This is a genomic window from Mycobacterium stomatepiae (assembly GCF_010731715.1).
Lineage (GTDB): Bacteria > Actinomycetota > Actinomycetes > Mycobacteriales > Mycobacteriaceae > Mycobacterium > Mycobacterium stomatepiae.
On the sequence record NZ_AP022587.1, the window covers coordinates 4,279,882 to 4,301,221 of the forward strand.

Consider the following 21,340-nt stretch of genomic DNA (forward strand, 5'->3'; position numbering starts at 1 on the left):
ATGACTGTCACGAACGACACCGACGTCTACTACGACCCGTATGACGTCGGCATCAATGCCGATCCCTATCCGACGTACGCGCGGCTGCGTGAAGAGGCCCCGCTGTATTACAACGAGAAGTACGACTTCTGGTCCATCTCAAGGCATTCCGACGTCGAGCGCGGACTGGCCAACTGGGAGACGTTCTCCAACCGCCGCAGTGACATCCTCGAGCTGGTGCAGTCGAAATTCGACATGCCCCGCGGCGTGATGATGTTCCAGGATCCGCCCGAACACACGATGCTGCGCGGGCTGATGTCGCGGGTCTTCACACCGCGCCGGATGGCCGAAATCGAAGATCAGATCCGGCGGCACTGCGTGCGCTGCCTAGACCCTCACGTCGGGTCGTCGGGATTCGACATCATTGCCGAGCTCGCGTCGATGATGCCGATGCGGGTGATCGGCATGCTGCTGGGAATCCCAGAGTCCGACCAGATTTCGGTGCGCGACGCCAATGACGCCAACCTGCGCACCAAGCCGGGAGCGCCGCTGAAGGTCGCCAACGCCGATTCCATTGCCGACGGCCGCATCTACGCCGACTACGTCGAATGGCGATCCAAGAACCCATCCGACGACCTGATGACGACGCTGCTCAACATTGAGTTCGACGACGAGGAGGGCGTGCACCGCAAGCTGACCCGCAAAGAGGTGCTGCACTACACCCAGGTCGTCGCCGGCGCCGGCAACGAGACCACCGGGCGGCTGATCGGCTGGCTGGCCAAGGTGCTCGCCGAACACCCCGACCAGCGCCGAGAAATCCACCAGGACCGCTCCCTGCTGAACCGCACCGTCGACGAGACACTGCGCTTCGAACCTACCGGCCCTCACGTAGCTCGCTGGATGGCAAAGGATTTCGAGTGCTACGGCACCACCATTCCGGCGGGCAGCGCGATGCTGCTGCTCTTCGGCGCCGCCAACCGCGACCCGCGCCGATATACCGATCCGGACACGTTCAACATCCATCGCGACAACATCTCGCACATCACCTTCGGAAAAGGCGTGCACTACTGCCTCGGAGCAAACCTGGCCCGGCTGGAGGGACGCGTCGCGCTGGACGAGATCCTCAATCGCTGGCCCGAGTGGGATATCGATTACGACACAGCGCAACTCAGCCCGACGTCGACGGTGCGCGGGTGGGAGCGACTGCGGGTGATGCTACCCTAAACGGTCAGGCGTCGCGGTCTCGCCGAGCCTTCGGTTCCGGCATTTCGTAGCGGTCCAGGAGTCGATTGACCAGTGCGATGGCCGTCTCGTGGCCGGCCGAGGAACCCAGCCCCTCTTCCAAGATCAGCGTGCGGCCGATCGAAGCGATGAAGAACGCGATCGCTGCGGGTGGGAATTCGTCGGTGTCGATGCCGTGTTCGCGGATGATGAAGTTCAGCGCGGTGATCTGCTGCTCGCGCCACCGATCCGACCAGGTGGCGATCTCCGCCCGAATCTCCTTGCGGTGGTTGGCAAGTCCCATGAACTCCAGCAGCAGCCGGGTGTCCTTGGGCGCGGTCAGGGTGTCCCAAAAGGCGTGCAGCGGACGGTCCGAGGCCAACGCCTGCTGCTGCTTTTCGAGATAGATGGCGGCACCGACGCGGAAGACGGCCAGATACAGTTCGTCCATCGTGGGGAAGTAGTAGTGCACCAACGCCGGCTTGACTCCCGCCTTGGCGGCGACCCGCCGTGACGTCGCCGCGGCATAACCCTCTTCGACCATGATCTGACTCGTCGCGGCCACCAGCATGTCGCGGGTCGTGGAGTCGCGCGCCCTCGGTCGCTCGGATGCAGTCACAGTCTGGTCATATCACACGGCTGGTTCGGCAATCATGTCGAAGAATGCGGCCGCGCCACTCGCGCCCGCCGGAAGCGTTGGTCGCTTGTACCCCAAAGCGAAACGGAGGCCGGTCCATAGGCTTGACCGTAATCGATACCGGGTGATAGGCATGTGAAGCCGACCGTTTGAGCGATCGCTCAGGAAAGGTGGATGAAGGCTTGAGCGCGAAGACAGCGGTTGTGACGGGCGGTGCCTCGGGGATTGGCCGTACGGTCGCCGAGAGGTTGCGCAAGGACGGATTTCAGGTGGCCGTCCTCGATCTCACGCCCACCGATGACGGGTTCGGCCAGGTCGCCGATGTCACCGACCGTGCACAGGTCGACGCCGCGATGTCGGCGATCCGCGACGCGCTCGGCCCGATCCTGGTGCTGGTCAACGCCGCCGGGGTGGAGGGCTTCAAGAAGCTCTTAAGCATGTCGTTCGAGGAATGGAAGAACGTGATCGACGTGAGCCTGAACGGGGTGTTCAACACCATTCAGGCCGCGCTGCCCGACATGGTCGAGGCGGGCTGGGGACGCATCGTCAACATCTCGTCGTCCAGCACGCATTCCGGTCAACCGTTCATGGCCCACTACGTGGCGGCGAAGTCGGCGGTCAACGGGCTGACCAAGTCGCTGGCCCTCGAATACGGCCCGAGTGGGATCGCCGTCAACGCGGTGCCGCCGGGATTCGTCGACACTCCGATGCTGCGCAGCGCCGAGAGCCGGCATCTGCTCGGCGGGACCGTGGAGGACCACATCGCCCGCACGCCGGTTCGCAGGGTGGGCAGGCCCGAGGACATTGCCGCGGCATGCGCATTCTTCGCCTCCGAGGAGGCCAGCTACATCACTGGACAGATTCTCGGCGTGAACGGGGGCCGCAATACCTGACTTCGATTGCGAGGCAAGGATGGACGACAGGGACCAACTCTTCATCGACGGAAAGTGGGCGGCCCCGGCTTCAGGCCAGGATGCCATCTCGGTGATATCCCCGCACAGCGAGGCCGTCATCGGCCACGCGGTGAGTGCCGGGCCCGCGGATATCGACCGCGCGGTGGAGGCCGCCCGGGGGGCATTCGACACCGGACCGTGGCCACGCATGCAACCGGCGGAACGCATCGAGGCGATAGACCGGCTGGCCGGCATCTACAACGAGCGGAAAGCCGATATGGCCGCGCTGATCTCGGCCGAGATCGGCGCTCCGATCACGTTCGCCAAGAGGGCGCAAGTTCGGTTGCCGCTGACCATGATATCGGCGTTTTGCACCTTCGCCGCCGGCTACCAGTGGCAGCAGGAACGGGCTGGTCTCTACGGCAAGAACATTCGGATCCGCAAGGTTCCGGTGGGCGTCGTCGCCGCGGTGGTGCCGTGGAACATGCCGCAGTTCCTGACCGTCACCAAGGTGATTCCGGCCTTGCTGGCCGGCTGCTCGGTGGTGCTCAAGCCCGCACCGGAGTCGGTGCTCGATGCGCAGCTGCTGGCGGAAATGTTTGCGGCAGCTGACTTTCCGCCCGGTGTACTGAGCGTGTTGCCCGGAGACCGGGAAGTCGGCGAGCTGCTGGTGCGCCATCCAGGCGTCGACAAAGTCTCGTTCACCGGCTCCACGGCGGCCGGGCGGCAAGTGGCCCTCGCGTGCGCCGACGGGCTCAAGCAGGTGAGCCTCGAACTGGGCGGCAAGTCGGCGGCCATCGTGCTCGACGACGCCGACCCCACGACCGCCGCGACCGGCATCCAGATGGCCAGCCTGGCCAACAGCGGACAGGTCTGCAATGCGCTGAGCCGGATTCTGGTGCCCCGGACGCGCGAGGACGAGTTCGTCGATGCGTTGGCCGCCGGGATGGCCGCGATGATTGTCGGCGACCCGGCCGATCCCAACACCCAGATCGGTCCGCTGGTGGCCCAGCGCCAGCAGGAGCGGGTTCGCGGTTACATCGAGTCGGGCAAAAGCGAAGGGGCGCAGCTGGTTACCGGTGGCGCTGACATGCCCGACGGCCTCGACGCCGGTTGGTATGTGCGCCCGACCCTGTTCAGCGGCGCGACCAACGACATGCGCATCGCGCGCGAGGAGATCTTCGGCCCGGTGCTGACGGTCATCTCCTACCGCGACGAGGACGAGGCGATCCGAATCGCAAACGACTCCGAGTACGGGCTGGCCGGATCGGTGTTCACCTCCGACGTCGAACGCGGGTATGGGGTGGCGGCCGGGGTGCGGTCCGGTACCTTCGGCGTCAACGAGGGCTACATCATGGACCCGGCCGCGCCGTTCGGCGGCGTCAAGAATAGTGGCTACGGTCGCGAGCTCGGAACCGAGGGAATCGACAGTTACACAGTGAGCCAATCGATTTCGACGGCGGGTTGACCTAGCTGATCGTCGAGTGTGAAGCTGGCCGCCCGCTCGACGCCCAACGTGAAACTCGCTTCACGCTCGACAGGACGCGGCTGGCCACCCGCGGTGCAATGGTTAGAGAATTGGCGATCGGGGAATGGACCTGGGCAACCATTCATAGATAAGGAAACCGCGTGGCTCCGATTTTTCAGGACGTCATCCAGTCCAAGTACCTGTTGCTGACCACCTTCACCAAGGACGGTCGCCCGAAGCCCACGCCGATCTGGGGTGTGCCCGACGGCGACAAGCTTCTCGTTATCACCGACGACGGATCGTGGAAGACCAAGCGGATCAACAACACGCCCCGCGTGATGATCGGCAAGAGCGGGGTGTTGGGCAGACCCCTGAGTGAGGAGGTCGAGGGCGTCGCCCGCGTCCTACCGAAGTCGGAGACGCGGCGGGTCTACAACGCCGTGCTCAAACGGTACTGGTACCACGCCCCGTGGTTCTACGTGCACTCGATCGTGCGCGGCGGCATCGACAAGGTGCACGTCGGCCTCGAGATCAAATCGGCCGGTTAGCAACGCTTCCCGCCGCCGCGGTTAGTGTTGATCCGTGGCACAGGGATCGAACCGCACATCGTCGTCGATTTTGGCGTTGGTCGCGGCGGCTCGCGTCGGCGTCGGAGCCGCGATGCTGCTGGCGCCCGATCGATTCTTCAAGCCCGACTCGGGAACCGAGACGTTGCTGATGCAAACGATCGGCATCCGGGACCTGGTCATCGGATCGGGCGCCTGTGTGGCGTGGGTGCGCGGTGGCGACTTCCGGAGTTGGGCCGCCATGGGTCTGGTCAGCGACAGCGCCGACCTGCTGCTCGGTCTGCGCAGTAGGCCCCTCGTGGGTACCAAGAGCGCGCTGATCGCCACGCTGGCGCCGGTGCCGTTTGTCGGCGCGGGTGTGCGCGGCTTCGTGCGAGGCACACGGCGCCGGGCTTAGTCGCTGGCAGCGCGCAGCGCATCGATGGTGTCGGTCACCGTTTCGCGCGGATCCCGGTAGGTGATGCCCAGCTCCTTCTCGCTGGGCGAATCGTCCGACGCCGGCATCTGCGTGTAGTACTGCATCCCCGCCGCGGTGAACGGCGTGCTGAACGGCAGATACGGCGTCGCAACGTCGAGAATTGCTCCCGCCGCGCGGATTATCGTGTCGGGAACCGGCACAGCGACCATCGTGGTCTCAGCCACCTCGCCGAACATGCTCGCCAGCTCGCTGACCGAGACGCGATGACCGCCGGCCATGTAGCGTCGCGGTCCACGCCCGGGTTCCAGCAGCGCCGCATGCAGTGCGGCCACGTCGCGAGCATCCACGATCAACCAGGCCGCTCCTCGCCCGGGTACAAAATGCAGGTCCAGCAGCGACTTCACCCCCTGACCGGCTTCCCCGTATTGATTGCCGACCGGCGGCCCCAGGACCATGCCGGGATAAGTGATGTTGACCGGCGCGCCGGCGTCCTGCAGGCCGCGGGCGTAGATCTCGACCTGCGCCTTGGACGTTCCGTAGCCGTCGGCCCCGCCGACCACCGGCAGGTCGGCCGACAGGGTCTCCAGGTTGGGATGAAACAGCGCGGTGAAGCTCGACACGTGCACGATCGGGTCGAGGCCGAGCTCGACGGCTTGACCGAGCACGTTCTGCGCGCCCTGCATGTTCGTCGTCAGCATCTCGCTGGTCTGCCGCGGATCGGTGGCCACCAGCGCGGCGCTGTGCACGACGGCGTCGCAACCCTGCAGGGCCTCACGCACCGAGACACGATCGACGATGTCCCCGACGGCGTAGTCGGACACATCGACACCGAGCTTCCCGACCGAGGTGTGCAGCCGATCGGGATTGCGTACCAGGAACCGAACCGAGTGCCCCGCGTCGGCGATGGCCTTGGCGGTCCAACCACCCACAAATCCAGTACCGCCCGTTATCAGAATTCGCACGCAGCGATTCTGCAAGGCCCATCGGTCGTGCGGCAACCGGCAGTGCGTGAACTACAGGTGGCTGGCCACAAAGCTCGCGGCTTGGCCCGTCATCCCGTTCACGACATACGACGCGTGCGCCGCGCCGTCGCTACCGCCGCCGCAGATCGGATCACCGGGAGCGCACAGCTGCAGCGTCTTGGGCTGATACAGCGGGCCGATCGCGATGTCCGGCGCGCCGTAGTGCTCGAGGAACTGGTTCGACGGCGTGCCGAACAGGGTGACCGCGGCGATGTGGTTGGCGATGTCAGGGGGCATCGGCGCCGGCACCGAGGCGGCGGGTACGCCCTTCGGCACGGCCGCTGAGGTGACGAAACCGGCGACGGCCGCACCCTGCGAGAAGCCGCCCAGCACTTCACGGGTCTTGGGGCAGCTGGCCGCCATCGACTCGATGTGCGAGCTGGCGTCACGAATCCCGTCGATGAACGTCGCCGGGAAGTCGGGGCTGCCGAAGTCGCTGCTGGCCGGGTAGTTCACGGGGTATACTGTTAGGCTCCGTCCGCCGAGCTGAGCACGCAGGGCGTCGACGAATCCTGACCCGATGCCGCCGACCCCCGGTGGCTCGCTGGTGCCGCGGGCAAAGACCAAATCGACGTCCGGACATTCGGCGCTTGCCGACGGGGTATGGCCGGTGACCAGCACGGCAGTCGTCATCAGCGCTGCCGTTGCACCGGCCGCCGCGAGCCTGCGCAGCCGGCTATCGATCAGTTTCACAAAACTCATTTTCTGTCCCACCGTGCTGATTTCCCAACTACCTGTATTCGACGCAGGTGGCGGTAAGGATTGCCCAAAGCGCTATTTCTCAACCCCTACCGGGGAGCCAGGCGCAGCACCGGGATATGGCGGCCGATGGCGGCCGTCTTCGCGCGATAGTCGCCATAACCGGGGTAGGAGCGTTCGGCAAGGGCGTAGAGGCGCTCGTATTCGGCCGGCTCGGTGACCTCGGCGGCCAGGAAGCGGTCACCGCCCAATTCACATTCGGGATGCGCTTTGAGGTTGTAGTACCAGCAGCCCGGATGCTTGCTGCCGCCGAAGTTGGAGGCGACCGCGATGACGTCGCGGCCGTCGTGGAAGTAGGAGATTTGAGCATGACGTGGCTGGCCGGATTTGGCGCCCGTCATGTGCAGCGTTGCCGACGGCACAGCAAACATTCCCCAGGAAATCTTGCCGTGGGACAGTCGCATCAGCCACGGATCAGTCTTCGCGGCGATGCGTTGGGCGAAAAACTTTCCGAGCCCGCTGCGAGCAAACTTTGTCATCGCGTGATTGAACGCGTTGCTGTGGCGCTCGGGATCGACGAAAGGTAGCGACATAGAACGACGGTAGTCCGATCTGGCGGATAGTCGGGCGTCTTCGGCGCGGACCCCGAAGTCGGTGACCGGCCGTCGCAAGAAACGACCAGCAGGCTCACCGGCTCTTTTAGTGAACCTGCTGGTCGAGGCTGGTGGCTATTTCTTGAAGGCGTCCTTCACCTTCTCGCCGGCGTCCTTCAGGCTGGACTTGGCCTGATCTGCGCGACCTTCGTTCTTGGTGTCGTGGTCGCCGGTCAGTTTGCCGACAGCCTCTTTGGCCTGACCGCCGAGGTCCTCGATCTTGTTCTTGATCTTGTCTTCGGTGCTCATTGCTTTCGCTCCCTTCTCGGACGACGTTGTTCTCGGGTTGGCTACCCCCGGCGGGTCGACTCCAAAACCCTGGATGCCGGATCGGCGCCCGACGCGCCCGGGCCGGGCGCTCGCGGTACCGCGTTGGTGCTGGCAAACAAGCAGACGACCCGGAGGCATGGGATGGATCACAATGGACCGATGAGCACCGCAATGGTGGTGGCGATAGTCGTAGTGCTGATGCTGCTGGGGTTGGGCATCGTGATCAATCAGCTGCTTCGGTTGCGGAAGTTTCTGGGGGATTCGCCCCCCGAGCATTTGCCCGGTGCGGCTGGGGCAGAGCCCCCGCGGCACGATCCGCCCGAGTGACTTTCAGGTCTCTGCTCGACTGATAGCTTCGATCTCGTAATCGCACCTCATCGGGGAGGGCCGCCGCGGCGGTAGCTGCCCGATGCGCACGACGCCCGGGGGCACTATGACACCGTCCACCCTGCTGGTCACCGACGACGGCTTGCCGCCCGGCGTGTCGGGGGCCGCCGATCCGCACTTCGCGAACGTCGTCAAGAAATTTGCGCAACAGTTCCCGGGACGTCGTCTCGGCGGGGGAGCGCTGAGCGTCTACATCGACGGCATTCCCGTCGTCGACATCTGGACGGGCTGGTCGGACCGTGCCGGCACCCAGCCCTGGACCGCCGACACCGGCGCGATGGTGTTCTCGGCGACCAAGGGTGTCGCCTCGACGGTGATTCATAGGTTGGCCGATCGGGGCCTGTTGTCCTACGACGACCCCGTCGCCGAGCACTGGCCAGACTTCGCGGCCAACGGCAAGGAAGAGATCACGGTGCGCGATGTGCTGCGACATCGAGCCGGACTCTCGCATCTGCGCGGCGTCACCAAGGCGGATCTGATGGATCACCTGTTGATGGAGCAACGGCTTGCCGCCGCACCCGTCGATCACCTGCGCGGGGTGCAGGCTTATCACGCGCTGACGTACGGCTGGTTGCTGTCCGGGCTGGCCCGGGCGATCACCGGGAAAGGCATGCGGGAGCTGATCCGTCAGGAGGTCGCCCGTCCGCTCAACACCGACGGGCTGCATCTCGGGAGACCGCCGCAGGGTTCTTCGACGCGGCCCGCGCAGATCCTGATGCCGCAGAAAAGAATCATGCCGACCCCGGTGCTCAACTTCATCGCGCCGCGGGTGGCCAACATGCGCTACTCGGGAGCGCTGGGCGCGATGTATTTCCCCGGCATCATGTCCCTGATGCAGGGCGACACCCCGTTCCTGGACGGCGAGATCCCCGCGGCCAACGGCGTGGTGACCGGCCGCGCGCTGGCCAAGATGTATGCCGTGCTGGCCAACGACGGCCACATCGAAGGCAAGAAGTATCTGTCCAAGGAGTTGGCGCGCGGGCTCACCGGGCAGGCGCGGATCAAGTGGCCGGACGCGAACATGGTGGTGCCCATGCCTTTTCACCTCGGCTACCACGAGTCGCCGGTGCCCGGTCTGCTGCGCGGGTTCGGGCACGTGGGTCTGGGCGGGACCCTGGGCTGGGCCGACCCCGAGATTGGCGGATCGTTCGGATACGTGCACAACCGGCTGCTGACGTCGCGGGTGTTCGACATGGGGTCGTTCGCCGGGTTGGCCGGTCCGCTGCGCTCCGCGATGGAGGCGGCGCGTCACCGGGGCCCGCTCGAGGTGCCACAACTCGGCGCGACCTACCCCAAACCGGGCCGGCGGCGGACGGCCGCGCCGGCCGGGCCGCGTCGGGGGACTAGACCTTCGCGAAGCCGCGCGGCAGCGTCAGCGGAAGGTCGGCGTAGGTGGCGATGCCGGGCGCCGCGGCAACGACGGCGGGAATCGCGTTGATGGTCGGCACCGCCGTCATGATGTGGCCGAGGTCCATGAATTCCTCGAGCGTCGTCGCCTCGAAGTAGGGCGGCGGTAGGAAGCCGACCTTGGTCGTCACGGTCGGCTGACCGTCGATCTGGATTACCCAGCCGTCCTGCTCGATCTTCCAGTCGGGTTCCAGCGTCTGACCCTTGCGCCACCGGACGTTCAGGTCGATCAGGGTCTTGCCGTTCACGATGCCCTGCCAGCTGATGTAGGTGCCCGCGACGTGACCAGCCGGGATGGTCCACGACGCCATCTCCAGGTCGGCGGTGGTCTGGGCGAACTCGGCGACGCATTTCACCTCGTCGAGTTCGACGCCGAGCGCGTCGGCCACCAGCCGGACGGCCTCGCCGAAGATGGCGGTGCCCTGGGCGGCCATCGCCGGCAGGTCCGGGTGGTCGATCGGCTGGCCGAAGCCCACCGGTTTCTCGGTCTCCGGGGAGTCGTAGAACGTGGTGTCGGCGGCTTCGTTGACGGTGACCTTGTCGACGCGGTTGCACACCATCGCCGAGACTATGGCCAGCAGTTCGGCGAAGCCCGGGCTCACCCCGGACCCGAAGATCGTCGAGCCGCCCTTCTCGCAGGCCTCGAGCAGCCGGTCACGGCCGTCGCCCAGGTTGTGTCCGGTGATGAAGGAGGCCGTGGTCACCACGTTGACGCCCGCGGACAGGATCGCGACCAGCTCGTCGACGTTGATCCACATCGGGTTGTAGACCACGCAATCCGGTTTGCACGCGAGCAGGGCGTCGATGTCGTTGGTCGCCGCGACCCCGAGCGGGGAGATGCCGACCAATTCGCCGGCGTCACGTCCGACCTTCTCCGGCGACCAGGCGAAGCACCCGACCAGTTCCAGGATGGGGTTGTCGGCGATCGACTTCAGCGAGCTCTTGCCCACGTTTCCGGTGTTCCACTGAACGACTCGATAGCTGTTTGGCACTCGCTCAGCATCGGGAATTGTTCGCACGCTTAATAGGCGGACTCCGAAGCCAAAATCTCGGCCAGAAACGCGTCGGCCGGCGGCTGGTCCAGCCTGCTGTGCGCCCAGCGGCGGATCCGGTCGCGGGTCTCGCGGCTCTCGGTCGTGTCGGCTCCGACGGTCACCGCGGTCGCCGCCCAGTCGTGATCCCAGGCCGCCGACTCGGTGATCGGCTGCTGCTCGGCGTCGACCAGGGGAAGCGCCGCGCGGCCCTCGCCGTCCAGAACCCCGGCCCCGCTGATCGCTCCGGACTGCAATCGCACCGCGATCCCGGAAGGCAGGTCGGGCCCGATAATCGCCGCGCGCACCAATGCCCCGGACGCCTCGACGGTCCAGTCGACGGTGTTCTCGCCCGCATCGAAGATGGCCGGCGGAACCGCGGTCCAGTTGATGGATGCGACGCCCCGGGCGATCGACGAGCCGCGAGGGCCCGCGTCGGCGCCCGCGGCCAGGGCGTAGTCGTCACGGCGCCCGCTCGGTATCGACAATGTTCTCGAATCATCAAGGGCCCCAATGAGTTCTGCCCACGCATCATCGTCGACACCGACCTCGTCGGCCAGCTCGGCGCCCGCGCGCACCAAGTTCGCGATCCGCGCGTCGTCGCTGCGGACATAAGCGAACAGCGCCGTCGCATGCGGCGTCAGCAGCCCGGTGACGTCCGAATCCAGCGTGTCGTCGGCGAAGAAGTCCTGCGCGTCGGCGGTCAGCAGCGCGACCTCGACGTCGAGCAGCGCGCGGTCCAGGCTTGCGATGCCGTCCCGCTGACTCGCCGGCCACCAGCGCCGCAGCCAATGCCCGACGGCCAGCCGACGCAGCGGCCCGACCGAACCCGGCACGATGTCGACTCCGGTCAGCTCGACGCTGGTCGCGCCGCCCGCCGCGTCCGCGGCGCCGGCCAGCGCGACGTGCCCGGCCGCACCGAACACCCGCCACAGCCAGTCCGCGCGCGACAGATCGGTGAAGGTGATCTGGGCTCGCTCTTCGCCGGGTGGATCGTCGATCGTCCAGGACAGCACGGCACCACTGACTTCCAGCACGGCGGCCAGCGGCGTGTGGGCGCTGGCCGGCCCGACCGTCCAAAGTCCGGAATCGGCAACCAATTTCATCCGGCCACCTGCAATTCCAGCATGGACTTGATGCGCTGGCGGTGGTCGAGGCTCACCGATCGCGCGACTCCCTCCAGCAGCGAGCGCATCTCGTCGACGTCCTCGCAGGGTTCCTGCCAGACGTCGCGCCCGTGCAGCCGGGCCCACAGTCGGCTCAGATAGGGCGGCGCATACGCCGCGAGGTCGTCGATCACCTGACGTTGGCGCGGATGCATCGGGCCACCCTCGGCGATATAGCGCCGGGCGTGCAGGACGTATGCCTCCTTGCGCAGCCGCGCCTGGATCTGCGCCGCCAGCGCGTAGCGGCTCGCGACGGACCGGTCCAGCGGAGCCAGTTCGACCGCGACCTCGATGCCGGCCAGCAGGGTGGCCTGCTTATCCTCGGACAGCAGGCCCCAGGGTGCGCAGGCGCGGTCGACCTCTTCCTCGCAGAGCAACGGGATGTCGGGCAAGGCGTCGCGGTCCAGGGCGCGGCGCAGGGTCGCGCGCACCCGGTCCACCACGCTGCGATCGAGCGGGCGATCGCCGTCTGCGCCGCCAGCGATGCGCGGGGGCGTTGCGGCGCAACCGAACTCAAACCCAGCTTGACGATCGACCAGGGCAGCTCGGCCGATTCGACTCGCACCAGCGCGCCCAGGTTGTACGGGGTGGTGTCGCCGATCATCGCCGACCAGACCCGCTGGCGCGCCGTCGCCGCGCTGTGGCCGTGCGCGGGCCCGAGCACGGTGGCGAGCTCCGCCAGAAACGGATCGGTCACGTTCTGGCCCGGCCGTACGTCACGCCAACTGCGTTCGAGCTGATCGGTCAGCTTGGCCACGACGTCGGGGCCGGCCACGTACTGGTGCAAGACCTCGATCGCGGTGCGGTCGCGGCCCTGGTGAATCTCGCCCAGCACGGTGGCCGCGGTATCCCGATCTTCCGGTGCCGGTGCGCCTTTGGTGACGGCCAGCTCGTAACACACCGGAAAGTAGAGCTCCTGGGCGTTTCCGGAACGGAATCGCTGCCTGCGGCGCTCGAGCTTGAGAACCTCGAACCATGCTGCGGCGGACCGTAATTCGGACGTGTTGCTCACGATTAGTTCGTGCATGGCCGCGGCGGTGTCGGGGCTGACCACCGGGGCCGAATACTGCGGGTTCGACCGCAGCCGCAGCACCAACGGGTCGATGATGCGTTTGACGGTGCGGGTCAGGGGTCCACCGTCGTCGCTGCTGAGCACTTCTACGCCGAGTCCGATTGCCCGCCACGCCTGGTCGATCACCGACCGGCGTGGATGGCCTGCGGCCACGGCGGTGGCCAGCTGCGAGTCCGCACTCATCAGCACAGGATAGGGGCTTTCCGAAAATACCGGCAGCCAAAAAGTTGGGTTCGGTAGCCGTTCGGCACGCAGACCCTGGACCCATGAAGAAGTGGATGGCATTCCTGCCCAACGCCGGGCGGTTGGCGTTTTGGCGGCGCGGTGATGCCGCTCGTACCGTCGGCATCGGCACGGTCCGCGAGGTCGCCGGCGAGCGGCAGATATTCGTCGAGGTGGTCGCCGTGTCGGGCGAGACGTTCATCGGCAGATTGGCGCGCGGTGAAGACGATGTGGACGCGTCGGTGTTGCGGCCCGGCCTGGTTGTTCTGGTCGCGTTCGATCCCGCTGCCCGCGAGAAGCTTTCGCTGCCCGATGACGTGTTGGCCGTGCACGCGTCGTGGCTGGCCGCGGTCTGAGCGCTACCGTGCGCCGTCGACCGCGAACGTGACCAGCGCGGCCCAGTACAGCGGATTGGCGGTGGGGTCTCCGTCTCGCCAGCGCCGCATCTGTTCGCGTTGCCATCGATTGACCGCGCACCCCGCGTCGTCGGCTTCGTGCGCGAGGTCGACGGCGACGACCACCTCGGCCATCGGTTCGGCCACGTGGCCTGATCCCGCGGCGAATTGGCGGTAGGCGGCCGTGGTGGGCAGCGACCACAGCGTGGCGGTGACCAACTGCGCACCACCCAGAATCATTGCCGCGACCAGACCGGTCGCCTCGTCGAATCGATAGTCGCCGCCCGATCCGCAGGCCAGCAGGGCCACCCGTGGCGGCATCGGCAGCCGCATCGACATCAGGTCGGAAGCGGTAAGCGGACGATGGTCACCGATGGTGTCGGCGTCGCCGGAGGTTACGGCGGTACAGGCCAGGTGCAGGGCGGCGCGGTCGGCTTGGGCGGCGTGATCGTGCTGTGCGTCAGCAGAACTGGCATGCCCGACGTAGAGCAGCCTGCTGGGGGTCTGCGCCAGCATTTCTGCCAGCCAGCCGCGGTCGGCATCCTGACGGCGGAACAGTTCGACCGCCCCGTCGACTCCGGGAAGCACCGCCCGGCGGCTCATCAGCTCGGCAAAGTGTTGTGCCAGTTGCGTGTCGGCCGCAGGCCTGCCGAGCACCGACCCAAGCGAGGAGTCTGGGCGTTGTCCCGGCACGCGCGGGTCGAGGACCAGGAGCGGCGGACCGTCCTGGCGAGTATCCCATCGCGCCGGGGTGCGCGGTGCGTGCACGATATTGGCCGGAACCGCCATCAGCACGTCGACCAATTCCATCATTCGATGGCCGTCGGTGTGATCGCTGATATTTGTGAGCTGCCAAGGGATCCGGGCGGCCACTCGCCCGCTGGTGGTGATCGCGTCCTGACGGGCGCGCACCAATTCCTCTTTGCTCGGGCCCGATTTCGGCACCGCCAGCAGCCCCCACGGGACGCGGGCCAGCCGCGCGCTGGGAGCCACGAACAGCGCGGCGCGCGGCGAGGCCACGCACTCCGTCAATAACTGCCAGCCCTGCGTCGAGATCAGCAGCACGCCCAGGATGTATGCGACGGTGAGCTCGGTGTCAGTGCTCGCGAAAGCTCCTGTGGATAAAGCCCTTTCGATGGTGTCGCGGCGGCTCTCGCTGCCATGCGGCTCGGGGATGGCGTCGGTCAGCTCTTCGGTGGCGGCCAGCAGCAGCGGCTCCTCCACCACCCAGGTGACGGTCCGTGACGGCTGCCCGACGATCCGCAGGCTGCCGTAGGTGGCGATCCCGACGTCGGCGTAACGCAGGACAAGGGTGAGACGGTCGCTCATGGCCAGGTCGACCAGGCGGGCTCGGCGGCGGTGACGTCGCGGCCGTAGCGCTGCAGCGCCAGCGCACGATAGTGACTCATGATCGGCGGGCTGTCGGGTTGCATCTGTAGCGGCGGCAACGGGCCGAGCCGGTGCAGCGATCGGCCGGCACCCGCGGGCGGACCGGCGGCGGCCAGCGCCGGTTCCGGTTCGGTGTCGACGAGCACGGTGGTGGTGGCCGCCGATGCCCATTCGCCGATCGCGGGCCGCTGCGGATCGGCGTCGAAAAGTCCACGCGCGCTGTGGTATTCGACGAGCTCACTGACCAGCTGAGTGTTCTCCCACTCGTACGCGACCGCGAACGCGCCGGCCAGGATGGGGGCCGAAATGCTGGTCGCCCAGCGGGCTCGGGCGTCGGCGTCGGCGATCGAGAAACGTACCGAGTCGACGGCCAGCGCGGCCGGCACCTTGAGCTCCGCGGCCTGTTCGAGTTTGGTCATCGCGCGAAAGTACTCGGGTGTGCCGACCTCGCCGCGCAGGACGCCGAGCCCCTCGGCCTGCCGGGCCTCGGTTTCTTCCAACGGTTCGTCGGGATCGCCCGAGCTGTCGAAACCGAGGTCCGCCAACGCACCCGCACGCCACACGGTGCCGAGGTGATTGTCGAGTTGGGCGTACTGCAGCCAACTGCTGCGGGGCGACGAGTCGAGCAGCTCCCGAGCCTGGGCGATCAGCTCGACGGCTTCGGCAAACTTGCTCCAGAAGATTGCTATCCAACTGCGCTGCAACAAGATTCGGTGCAGATACAATGGCTTTCCCAGCTCGCGCCAGTGCCGTTCGGCGTGCTCCCAGGACTCGTCGGCGGCCTTGAGTTCGCCAGCCGCCAACCGAGTGAGCCCAAGGTACAGCCAGCATCGTGCGACGTCGTGGGCCCGCTCGTATCTCGCGATGACGGGGTAGGCCTCGGAGACCAGCTGCTCGGTGCCCGCGTGGTAGCTGACCAGCCAGCGCGCGGCTGCCAACTCCAATTGTGTTCTGGCATAAGCTAATTCCTATCCCCGGCCCGCGCCCTGGCCCCGGCGCGACGCAACCAGGGCTCGGCCTCGGTCAGCCGTCCCGTCTCCACGCAGAACCTGCTGTACGCGGTGGACGCGGCCACCCGCAGCTGGTCGTCGAACTCGGTGTCGCCCAGGCGGTCGATCGCATCGAGCACGTGCTCCCACAACGGGGCCGACCGGACGTGCAGGTCGTCGTCACACAGCGCCGTCGCGCACAGGACCTGCGCGTGGACGATCAGGTGGGCGTGCTCGTCGGCCAGCTGCGGAAACGCGTCGTCGGCCCGGCTCAATTCGGACAGTGCCGCCTCGGCGCCTTCGTGGTCGCCCTGGGCGGCGGCCACGCCGGTCTGCAGGAACTGCGCTCGGCGCGAAAAGCGGCGGATCATGTGGGCAACCTCGGCTGCGGGCATCGAAAGCTGACTGGCGGCTTCCGGCATGGTGCCGGCCATGATTCCTGAGTAGATCGCCAGGCAGTCGCGGATGCGCCGGATGCATTCGCGCACTCCGTCATTCGCGCCCCGCGCCAGGTAGATATCGCCCAGCTGTGCGAAGACCTCCAGGATCAGATCGTCGCGGTCTTCGGCCTCGATCGCCGGTACCAGGGACAGCAGGAGGTCCCGGGCGCCGGTTTCGTCGGCGACCAGTGCCAGGCGGCGGGCTCGCTCCAATTCGCCGGAGATCGACACGGCTGCATCATAAGTCCGGACAGGCCGGTGCGGCGGACGTGTGAGTGAGTCACGTCCGCCGCCCGGGGTGTTGCCGATTAGCCGCACGTCACCTTGATGCTGAAGTCCTTGGTGATCATCCCGGCCATCGGGTTCTTCAGGTCTGCACCCTGCGCCTGACCGGTGATGGTGTAGGTCTTGCCGTCGACCGCCACGTTGGCCGACCCGACCTTGGCGCCCATGTTGTTGGCGACCGACAGCGCGTTGCCGTCCAAGACCAGTGCCAACGATTCGACCTGCGGGGTCGCTTCGTCGGTCATCACGACGGCCAGCGCCTGCTGGGCACCGCCGGTGGAGCCGCTACCGATGTCGATCTTGCCGCCCTGCTTCACGCACGTCACCGAAGCAGGGTTGACGCCGGCCAGGTCGGCGCCGCCAACCTTGACCTGGGCGCCGCCGCTCCCGGAGGCGACGCTGGGGGCTGTGCTCGACGCCGGGCTGGCGGTATGGCCGCCGCTCGAGCAGCCCACTACGGCCGCCGCCACGCCGAGGGTTCCGATTGCGCCCACGAGAAGACGTTTCACTTGTCGTTCCTTCCTTCATGCGTCGCCCTGTTGGCGTCGTCATTGGAGCAAGTACAGAACGCCGGTGTCGCTACCGATCCCAATTTTGGGTGCCTACCGAGCTTCGTCGCGGGAACGGGACCGCTCTTGGTATCGGCCTAGTTGAACGTTGCCGTGATCTCGATCTCGACGGGGGAGTCGAGCGGTAGCGCGGCGACGCCGATGGCTGAACGGGCGTGTGCGCCTGCGGGGCCGAAGCACCAGCCGAGAAGCTCGGATGCACCGTTGACGACCTGGGGTTGCCCAGTGAAACTGGGATCGGATGCGACAAACCCGGTCACTTTGACAATCCGAGTGATGCGGTCCAAGTCGCCGATTTCGGCACGGATCGCGGCGAGCGCGTTAAGCGCACAGATGAGCGCGCATGCACGCGCCTGGTCGGGTGCGACGTCGGAGCCGACCTTGCCGATGAGTTTGAGTGCTCCGTCGACGAGCGGAAGTTGTCCGGAGGTGTACACGTGGCCACCGTCGATGACAGCGGGTAGGTAAGCCGCGGTCGGGGCGGCGACCTGTGGCAGGGTCAGGCCCCGTTCGGTGAGTCGGCGTTCCACGCCGGAATGGGTCGAGGTCATGTCGGGCATCAAAAGCCTTTCAGGTGAGGGGATTTGATTAACCATTCTTGCCGCGGGCAGCGACTCGCCATCGGTCGATGACGGCGTCGTCGCGCACGATGGTGACCTCGTCGACGAGGTTAATCACCGAGCAGACGTGGTTGGGGATCACGCGTAGACGTGTGCCGATGGGTGGTAAGTGCGCCTCATCGGGCCACACTACGGTGGCGTGGTGCTCGGAGAGTGCCGTGATCCTGGCGTTCGGGTGGTCGATGAGGCGGCCGAAGCCGCTGGTCCATGCTGGGCGATCGCTGCCGAGGATCTTGCTGCCCGAATCTAAGATGGCCCGGCGCGGGCTATCGGCAGTGTCGTGCCGACTCACCACCGTTGCGGCAACCGTCAGCGAGATGTCTTCCCATCGGCATCGGGCCAGCTCGAGCTGTTGTGCATCGCCGAAAACATAGACGCCCGGACGAACTTCGTTGGCACCGTCGGCGGCTGTTAGCAATGCCGTCGGGGTTGATCCGCCGCTTCGGCAAGCTACCGAAATACCTTCTGCGGCAAGTGAATTAGAGGCATTATTGAGAGCGTGCTGCTCCTGCGCGGCGGCTTCGGCGGCTTTTCCGGGGACGTAGCTGTGCCCTGGGAAGGTAAACACGCCGGTGATTTGCAGGCCGGCCTCAACGGCGGTGTTGGCGACTTCGCCCGCCCGCTGCGGTGAGACGCCGCTACGGTGTTGCCCGCTATCGACTTCGACGAGCACATCGATTGCCGCACGGTCGTTTCCTAACTTCGCAGCAATGTTCATGGCGGCCTGCGGCGAATCGACCCCGATCGCGATGCGGGCCCGCCTGCTCAGCCGGCGCAGGCGGTCGGCTTGGCGCGGATCGATCCACAGTGGGTAGGCGATGAAGATGTCGTCGGCGCCATGGTCGAGGAATACCTCCGCTTCACCGATGGTCGCGACGGTGAGGCCCGTTGCGCCCGCATCTAGTTGCAACTGCGCGATCTGGGGCATCTTGTGCGTCTTCACGTGCGGACGCAGCCCGATCCCGCGTTCGGTGATAGCTGTGCTCATCCGCGCGATGTTGCGCTCCAGCGAGTCGTAATCGATGACCACGGCAGGTGTATCGATCTCCTCGGGAATGCTTGCCATCATTGGTGCTCCTGACTAGTTGGTTGGCTGGTCCATCTCTGCCTGGAATCGGTACTGTCCTGCGCGATCTGGGCGCCGGCGGACCGCAAGCCACCCGATCGCCAGCACGACAAACCAAAGGGGAAACCACGCCAGCGCGGTCGCAGTACCTGGTTTGGTCGTCAGGGACCAGATCACAAACACGAAGAAGCCGAGGATCGCCCAGCACATCGGTACACCGCCGGGCATCTTGTAAATCGACTCGGCGTGACGGTGTGCGCGGCGGCGACGGTACGAGAGGTAACTGACAACGATCATCGCCCATACGAACATGAAGAGCAGCGATGACACTGTCGTGATGAGCGTGAAGGCTTTGATCACCGAGCCGCCGGCGTAGAGCAGTGGGATGGATATGAGCATCAAGGCGGCGCTCAAAAGTAGCGCGGGTACAGGCACCCCGCCGCGGTTGAGCCAGCGAAATCCCGGAGGCGCGCTGCCCGCGTGGGCGAGGCCGTACAGTATGCGGCCGGTCGAGAAGAACCCAGAATTAGCTGCCGAGGATGCCGAAGTGATCACGACGAAGTTGATGATCGAAGCCGCGGCAGCAAGCCCGGCTAGCGAGAACATCATCACGAATGGCGACTGTCCAGGCGCAATGTGTCGCCACGGGATGACACACAGGATCGCCAGAAGCGCTCCGATGTAGAAGATGACTATCCGCACCGGCACGGCGTTGATGGCACGCGGCAAGGTGCGACGGGGATCAGCGGTCTCTGCGACCGCGGTGCCCAGCAGTTCGACACCGACGAAGGCGAAGAATGCGATCTGAAAGCCGCCGACCATGCCCATCGCGCCGGTGGCGAAGAACCCGCCGTCATTCCACAGGTTCGCCAGTGCAGCGCGGGTACCGTCGGAGCTGACGAAGCCGGTGCTCACCAAAATTGCTCCGACGGCAATCAGACACAGGATCGCCGCGACTTTTATCAACGCGAACCAGAATTCGATCTCGCCGAAGCTGCGGACGTTGAACAAGTTCAGCAAGAGGATCAGCGTCACGGTAAGAAGGGGGGGTAGCCACGCGGGCAGCTCGGGCCACCAATACTGCGAGTAGCCGGTGATGGCAACGACCTCCGCGATGCCGGTGACGATCCAGGCGAACCAGTACGACCACCCCATAAAGAATCCGGCTCCGGAGCCCAACAGGTCGGAAGTGAAGTCGACGAAAGACTTGTAGTTCAGGTTGGACAACAGAAGTTCGCCCATCGCCCGTAGTACGAAGAACACGAAAAACCCGACAACGCCATACACCAGCAGCACCGCCGGACCAGCGAGAGAAATCGTGCGGCCCGATCCCAGGAACAGGCCGGTGCCGACCGCGCCACCGATCGCGATCAATTGGATATGTCGGTTGGCGAGGCCGCGGCGAAGGTGGGGAGCCTTACCTTCAACGACCGATGCGGCAGCGACTTCACTTGGCATATCTGGGGTCCTCATTAGTTGAACCGAAGAGACCGGCGACGCAAACGCCTTCAACAATGAGTTGAATTCATCCCCGCCCGCCGCCAGAGATTACACAAAAAGTTGTGGAGTGTCCACGCTCCGGACGGCTAAAATCGACCGCATGTTGAAGAAGGAGGCTGGTCAGCTGGTGGCCGCCTTGCGCATCCTCAACGCCGAGACGATCAACCTGATGCTCGAGCAAATGGTCGATGCATTGCAGGGCAGTTATCCGCAGCCCACCGAGGTGGTCCTGCACGACCTGCGGCGAATCCCCAACACGGTGCGCGCGATTGCCGGTGACATCACCGGGCGGCGGCCAGGAGACCCACCGACGGACAAACTGCTGCGCAGTGTTGCCACCGGAGACCTCCGCCACGAGATCGCGTATCGGTCCGTGCTGCCCGACGGACGAGTGCTGCGCTCCAGCACGATCATGTTCACCGCTCGCGACGACGAGCCGGCCGCTGCACTCTGCATCAATACCGACGTCACGGCCTGGGAGCATCTCCGCGGCGCACTCGACGGCTTAATACCAACCGACGCGGACGGCGAAGCCGTGCCGATCCCTCTTCGAACCTCCACACCATTTGTCCAACCTGCACTCAGCGACCCAGTCAATGAATATTTTCCGCACAGCGTGGAGGAGCTGTCGGCACGGCTCGTCGATGCGGCGATCGCCAACGTTGGCGTGCCGGTTGCCGAGATGCGCAAGGAACACAAGATGGAGGTTGTCGCCGAACTCGACCAGCAAGGCTATTTTCTGGTCAAACAATCTGCCGAGACAGCAGCGGCCGCACTGGATGTCACTCGCTATACGGTTTACAACTACCTCAACGCGATACACGCGCGGGCATCAAGCACTCAACCGATTCGCCCGAGCCCCAGTGACTGAAGCCGGCGTCCGCCAACCGGCGATATCGCGACTGTCGACGCCTATTCTGTTGGTGCGCGGCGACATCGTGACGGGTGTTCCGTTGCAGATCGCCGACGGCTACCA

Annotated in this window: 21 protein-coding genes and 2 pseudogenes; 9 read left to right on the forward strand and 14 right to left on the reverse strand. The window is 65.9% G+C overall.

Annotated elements, in window-relative coordinates; translation table 11 throughout:
• Positions 1-1,203 (forward strand): cytochrome P450, encoded by a 1,203-nt coding sequence (locus tag G6N54_RS20250; RefSeq protein WP_163791625.1) that lies wholly within the window; start codon positions 1-3, stop codon positions 1,201-1,203.
• Positions 1,204-1,207: 4 nt separating this feature from the next.
• Here the strand turns inward: G6N54_RS20250 and G6N54_RS20255 are convergent, their stop codons facing one another.
• Positions 1,208-1,771 (reverse strand): TetR/AcrR family transcriptional regulator, encoded by a 564-nt coding sequence (locus G6N54_RS20255; protein WP_163794855.1) that lies wholly within the window; start codon positions 1,769-1,771, stop codon positions 1,208-1,210.
• Between the two features lie 248 nt (positions 1,772-2,019).
• Between G6N54_RS20255 and G6N54_RS20260 the strand changes: the two genes are divergently transcribed.
• The 4 genes from G6N54_RS20260 to G6N54_RS20275 all read left to right on the forward strand — a co-directional run bounded on the left by G6N54_RS20260 (position 2,020) and on the right by G6N54_RS20275 (position 5,161).
• Positions 2,020-2,730, forward strand: a complete 711-nt coding sequence (locus G6N54_RS20260; RefSeq protein WP_163791626.1) for an SDR family NAD(P)-dependent oxidoreductase — start codon at positions 2,020-2,022, stop codon at positions 2,728-2,730.
• A gap of 19 nt (positions 2,731-2,749) precedes the next feature.
• On the forward strand, positions 2,750-4,198 hold the full coding sequence (locus tag G6N54_RS20265) for an aldehyde dehydrogenase (RefSeq protein WP_163791627.1): 1,449 nt from the start codon (positions 2,750-2,752) through the stop codon (positions 4,196-4,198).
• A 161-nt stretch (positions 4,199-4,359) separates the two neighbouring features.
• Positions 4,360-4,746, forward strand: a complete 387-nt coding sequence (locus tag G6N54_RS20270; protein ID WP_163791628.1) for a PPOX class F420-dependent oxidoreductase — start codon at positions 4,360-4,362, stop codon at positions 4,744-4,746.
• 34 nt (positions 4,747-4,780) lie between these two features.
• Positions 4,781-5,161: a hypothetical protein gene (locus G6N54_RS20275; RefSeq protein WP_163791629.1), complete on the forward strand. Its 381-nt coding sequence runs from the start codon at positions 4,781-4,783 to the stop codon at positions 5,159-5,161.
• On the opposite strand, the gene G6N54_RS20280 is transcribed toward G6N54_RS20275, so the two are convergent.
• The 4 genes from G6N54_RS20280 to G6N54_RS20295 form a co-directional block, all read right to left on the reverse strand.
• Positions 5,158-6,144, reverse strand: coding sequence for an NAD-dependent epimerase/dehydratase family protein (locus G6N54_RS20280; RefSeq protein WP_179969098.1), 987 nt, complete (start codon positions 6,142-6,144; stop codon positions 5,158-5,160). The genes G6N54_RS20275 and G6N54_RS20280 overlap by 4 nt on opposite strands.
• Before the next feature lie 51 nt (positions 6,145-6,195).
• Complete coding sequence (locus tag G6N54_RS20285) at positions 6,196-6,837, reverse strand: cutinase family protein (protein WP_269475891.1); 642 nt, start codon at positions 6,835-6,837, stop codon at positions 6,196-6,198.
• Positions 6,838-6,992: 155 nt separating this feature from the next.
• Positions 6,993-7,496 (reverse strand): nitroreductase family deazaflavin-dependent oxidoreductase, encoded by a 504-nt coding sequence (locus G6N54_RS20290; protein ID WP_163791632.1) that lies wholly within the window; start codon positions 7,494-7,496, stop codon positions 6,993-6,995.
• 135 nt (positions 7,497-7,631) lie between these two features.
• The gene (locus G6N54_RS20295) at positions 7,632-7,805 is read right to left on the reverse strand and encodes a CsbD family protein (protein ID WP_163791633.1); all 174 of its coding nucleotides are present in this window, start codon (positions 7,803-7,805) and stop codon (positions 7,632-7,634) included.
• A gap of 180 nt (positions 7,806-7,985) precedes the next feature.
• Between G6N54_RS20295 and G6N54_RS20300 the strand changes: the two genes are divergently transcribed.
• Together G6N54_RS20300 and lipL are read left to right on the forward strand one after the other, a co-directional pair.
• Positions 7,986-8,153 carry a hypothetical protein gene (locus tag G6N54_RS20300; protein ID WP_372513304.1) on the forward strand — a complete coding sequence of 56 codons (168 nt, stop codon included), beginning with the start codon at positions 7,986-7,988 and terminating at the stop codon, positions 8,151-8,153.
• Positions 8,154-8,259: 106 nt separating this feature from the next.
• Entirely contained in the window at positions 8,260-9,651 is a 1,392-nt protein-coding gene (gene lipL / locus G6N54_RS20305) for an esterase/beta-lactamase LipL (RefSeq protein WP_163791635.1), read from the forward strand.
• On the opposite strand, the gene G6N54_RS20310 is transcribed toward lipL, so the two are convergent.
• From G6N54_RS20310 to G6N54_RS20320, 3 genes and pseudogenes are all read right to left on the reverse strand, one after another.
• The gene (locus G6N54_RS20310) at positions 9,557-10,612 is read right to left on the reverse strand and encodes an NAD(P)H-dependent amine dehydrogenase family protein (protein WP_163791636.1); all 1,056 of its coding nucleotides are present in this window, start codon (positions 10,610-10,612) and stop codon (positions 9,557-9,559) included. The two genes, lipL and G6N54_RS20310, sit on opposite strands and share 95 nt — an antisense overlap.
• Before the next feature lie 29 nt (positions 10,613-10,641).
• A complete protein-coding gene (locus tag G6N54_RS20315; protein ID WP_163791637.1) occupies positions 10,642-11,757 on the reverse strand; it encodes a hypothetical protein in 1,116 nt (371 codons plus the stop codon).
• A pseudogene (locus G6N54_RS20320) lies at positions 11,754-13,072 on the reverse strand (hypothetical protein). Before G6N54_RS20320 ends, G6N54_RS20315 begins: the two are co-directional and overlap by 4 nt.
• A 44-nt stretch (positions 13,073-13,116) precedes the next feature.
• On the opposite strand from G6N54_RS20320, the gene G6N54_RS20325 reads away from it, so the two are divergent.
• A complete protein-coding gene (locus tag G6N54_RS20325) occupies positions 13,117-13,467 on the forward strand; it encodes a hypothetical protein (RefSeq protein ID WP_372513303.1) in 351 nt (116 codons plus the stop codon).
• A gap of 3 nt (positions 13,468-13,470) precedes the next feature.
• On the opposite strand, the gene G6N54_RS20330 is transcribed toward G6N54_RS20325, so the two are convergent.
• The 6 genes and pseudogenes from G6N54_RS20330 to G6N54_RS20355 all read right to left on the reverse strand — a co-directional run bounded on the left by G6N54_RS20330 (position 13,471) and on the right by G6N54_RS20355 (position 20,322).
• Complete coding sequence (locus G6N54_RS20330) at positions 13,471-14,835, reverse strand: CHAT domain-containing protein (protein WP_179969099.1); 1,365 nt, start codon at positions 14,833-14,835, stop codon at positions 13,471-13,473.
• Positions 14,832-16,555, reverse strand: a pseudogene (locus G6N54_RS20335) (hypothetical protein). Before G6N54_RS20335 ends, G6N54_RS20330 begins: the two are co-directional and overlap by 4 nt.
• A gap of 77 nt (positions 16,556-16,632) precedes the next feature.
• Positions 16,633-17,118, reverse strand: a complete 486-nt coding sequence (locus G6N54_RS20340; protein WP_163791639.1) for a lipoprotein LpqH — start codon at positions 17,116-17,118, stop codon at positions 16,633-16,635.
• 137 nt (positions 17,119-17,255) lie between these two features.
• Complete coding sequence (locus tag G6N54_RS20345; RefSeq protein WP_372513302.1) at positions 17,256-17,738, reverse strand: RidA family protein; 483 nt, start codon at positions 17,736-17,738, stop codon at positions 17,256-17,258.
• Between the two features lie 28 nt (positions 17,739-17,766).
• Entirely contained in the window at positions 17,767-18,864 is a 1,098-nt protein-coding gene (locus G6N54_RS20350; RefSeq protein ID WP_163791641.1) for an alanine racemase, read from the reverse strand.
• A gap of 15 nt (positions 18,865-18,879) precedes the next feature.
• Positions 18,880-20,322: an amino acid permease gene (locus G6N54_RS20355; protein WP_163791642.1), complete on the reverse strand. Its 1,443-nt coding sequence runs from the start codon at positions 20,320-20,322 to the stop codon at positions 18,880-18,882.
• Positions 20,323-20,464: 142 nt separating this feature from the next.
• On the opposite strand from G6N54_RS20355, the gene G6N54_RS20360 reads away from it, so the two are divergent.
• A complete protein-coding gene (locus G6N54_RS20360) occupies positions 20,465-21,235 on the forward strand; it encodes a helix-turn-helix transcriptional regulator (protein WP_163791643.1) in 771 nt (256 codons plus the stop codon).
• Positions 21,236-21,340 lie beyond the last annotated feature (105 nt).

Excerpts from the sequence above, each read along its gene's own strand:
- G6N54_RS20250 (WP_163791625.1), top strand. The coding sequence starts at position 1 with ATGACTGTCACGAACGACACCGACGTCTACTACGACCCGTATGACGTC.
- G6N54_RS20255 (WP_163794855.1), bottom strand. The coding sequence starts at position 1,771 with ATGCTGGTGGCCGCGACGAGTCAGATCATGGTCGAAGAGGGTTATGCC.
- G6N54_RS20265 (WP_163791627.1), top strand. The coding sequence starts at position 2,750 with ATGGACGACAGGGACCAACTCTTCATCGACGGAAAGTGGGCGGCCCCG.
- G6N54_RS20285 (WP_269475891.1), bottom strand. The coding sequence starts at position 6,837 with ATGACGACTGCCGTGCTGGTCACCGGCCATACCCCGTCGGCAAGCGCC.
- G6N54_RS20290 (WP_163791632.1), bottom strand. The coding sequence starts at position 7,496 with ATGTCGCTACCTTTCGTCGATCCCGAGCGCCACAGCAACGCGTTCAAT.
- G6N54_RS20295 (WP_163791633.1), bottom strand. The coding sequence starts at position 7,805 with ATGAGCACCGAAGACAAGATCAAGAACAAGATCGAGGACCTCGGCGGT.
- G6N54_RS20300 (WP_372513304.1), top strand. The coding sequence starts at position 7,986 with ATGAGCACCGCAATGGTGGTGGCGATAGTCGTAGTGCTGATGCTGCTG.
- lipL (WP_163791635.1), top strand. The coding sequence starts at position 8,260 with ATGACACCGTCCACCCTGCTGGTCACCGACGACGGCTTGCCGCCCGGC.
- G6N54_RS20315 (WP_163791637.1), bottom strand. The coding sequence starts at position 11,757 with ATGAAATTGGTTGCCGATTCCGGACTTTGGACGGTCGGGCCGGCCAGC.
- G6N54_RS20330 (WP_179969099.1), bottom strand. The coding sequence starts at position 14,835 with ATGAGCGACCGTCTCACCCTTGTCCTGCGTTACGCCGACGTCGGGATC.
- G6N54_RS20345 (WP_372513302.1), bottom strand. The coding sequence starts at position 17,738 with ATGCCCGACATGACCTCGACCCATTCCGGCGTGGAACGCCGACTCACC.
- G6N54_RS20350 (WP_163791641.1), bottom strand. The coding sequence starts at position 18,864 with ATGGCAAGCATTCCCGAGGAGATCGATACACCTGCCGTGGTCATCGAT.
- G6N54_RS20355 (WP_163791642.1), bottom strand. The coding sequence starts at position 20,322 with ATGCCAAGTGAAGTCGCTGCCGCATCGGTCGTTGAAGGTAAGGCTCCC.
- G6N54_RS20360 (WP_163791643.1), top strand. The coding sequence starts at position 20,465 with ATGTTGAAGAAGGAGGCTGGTCAGCTGGTGGCCGCCTTGCGCATCCTC.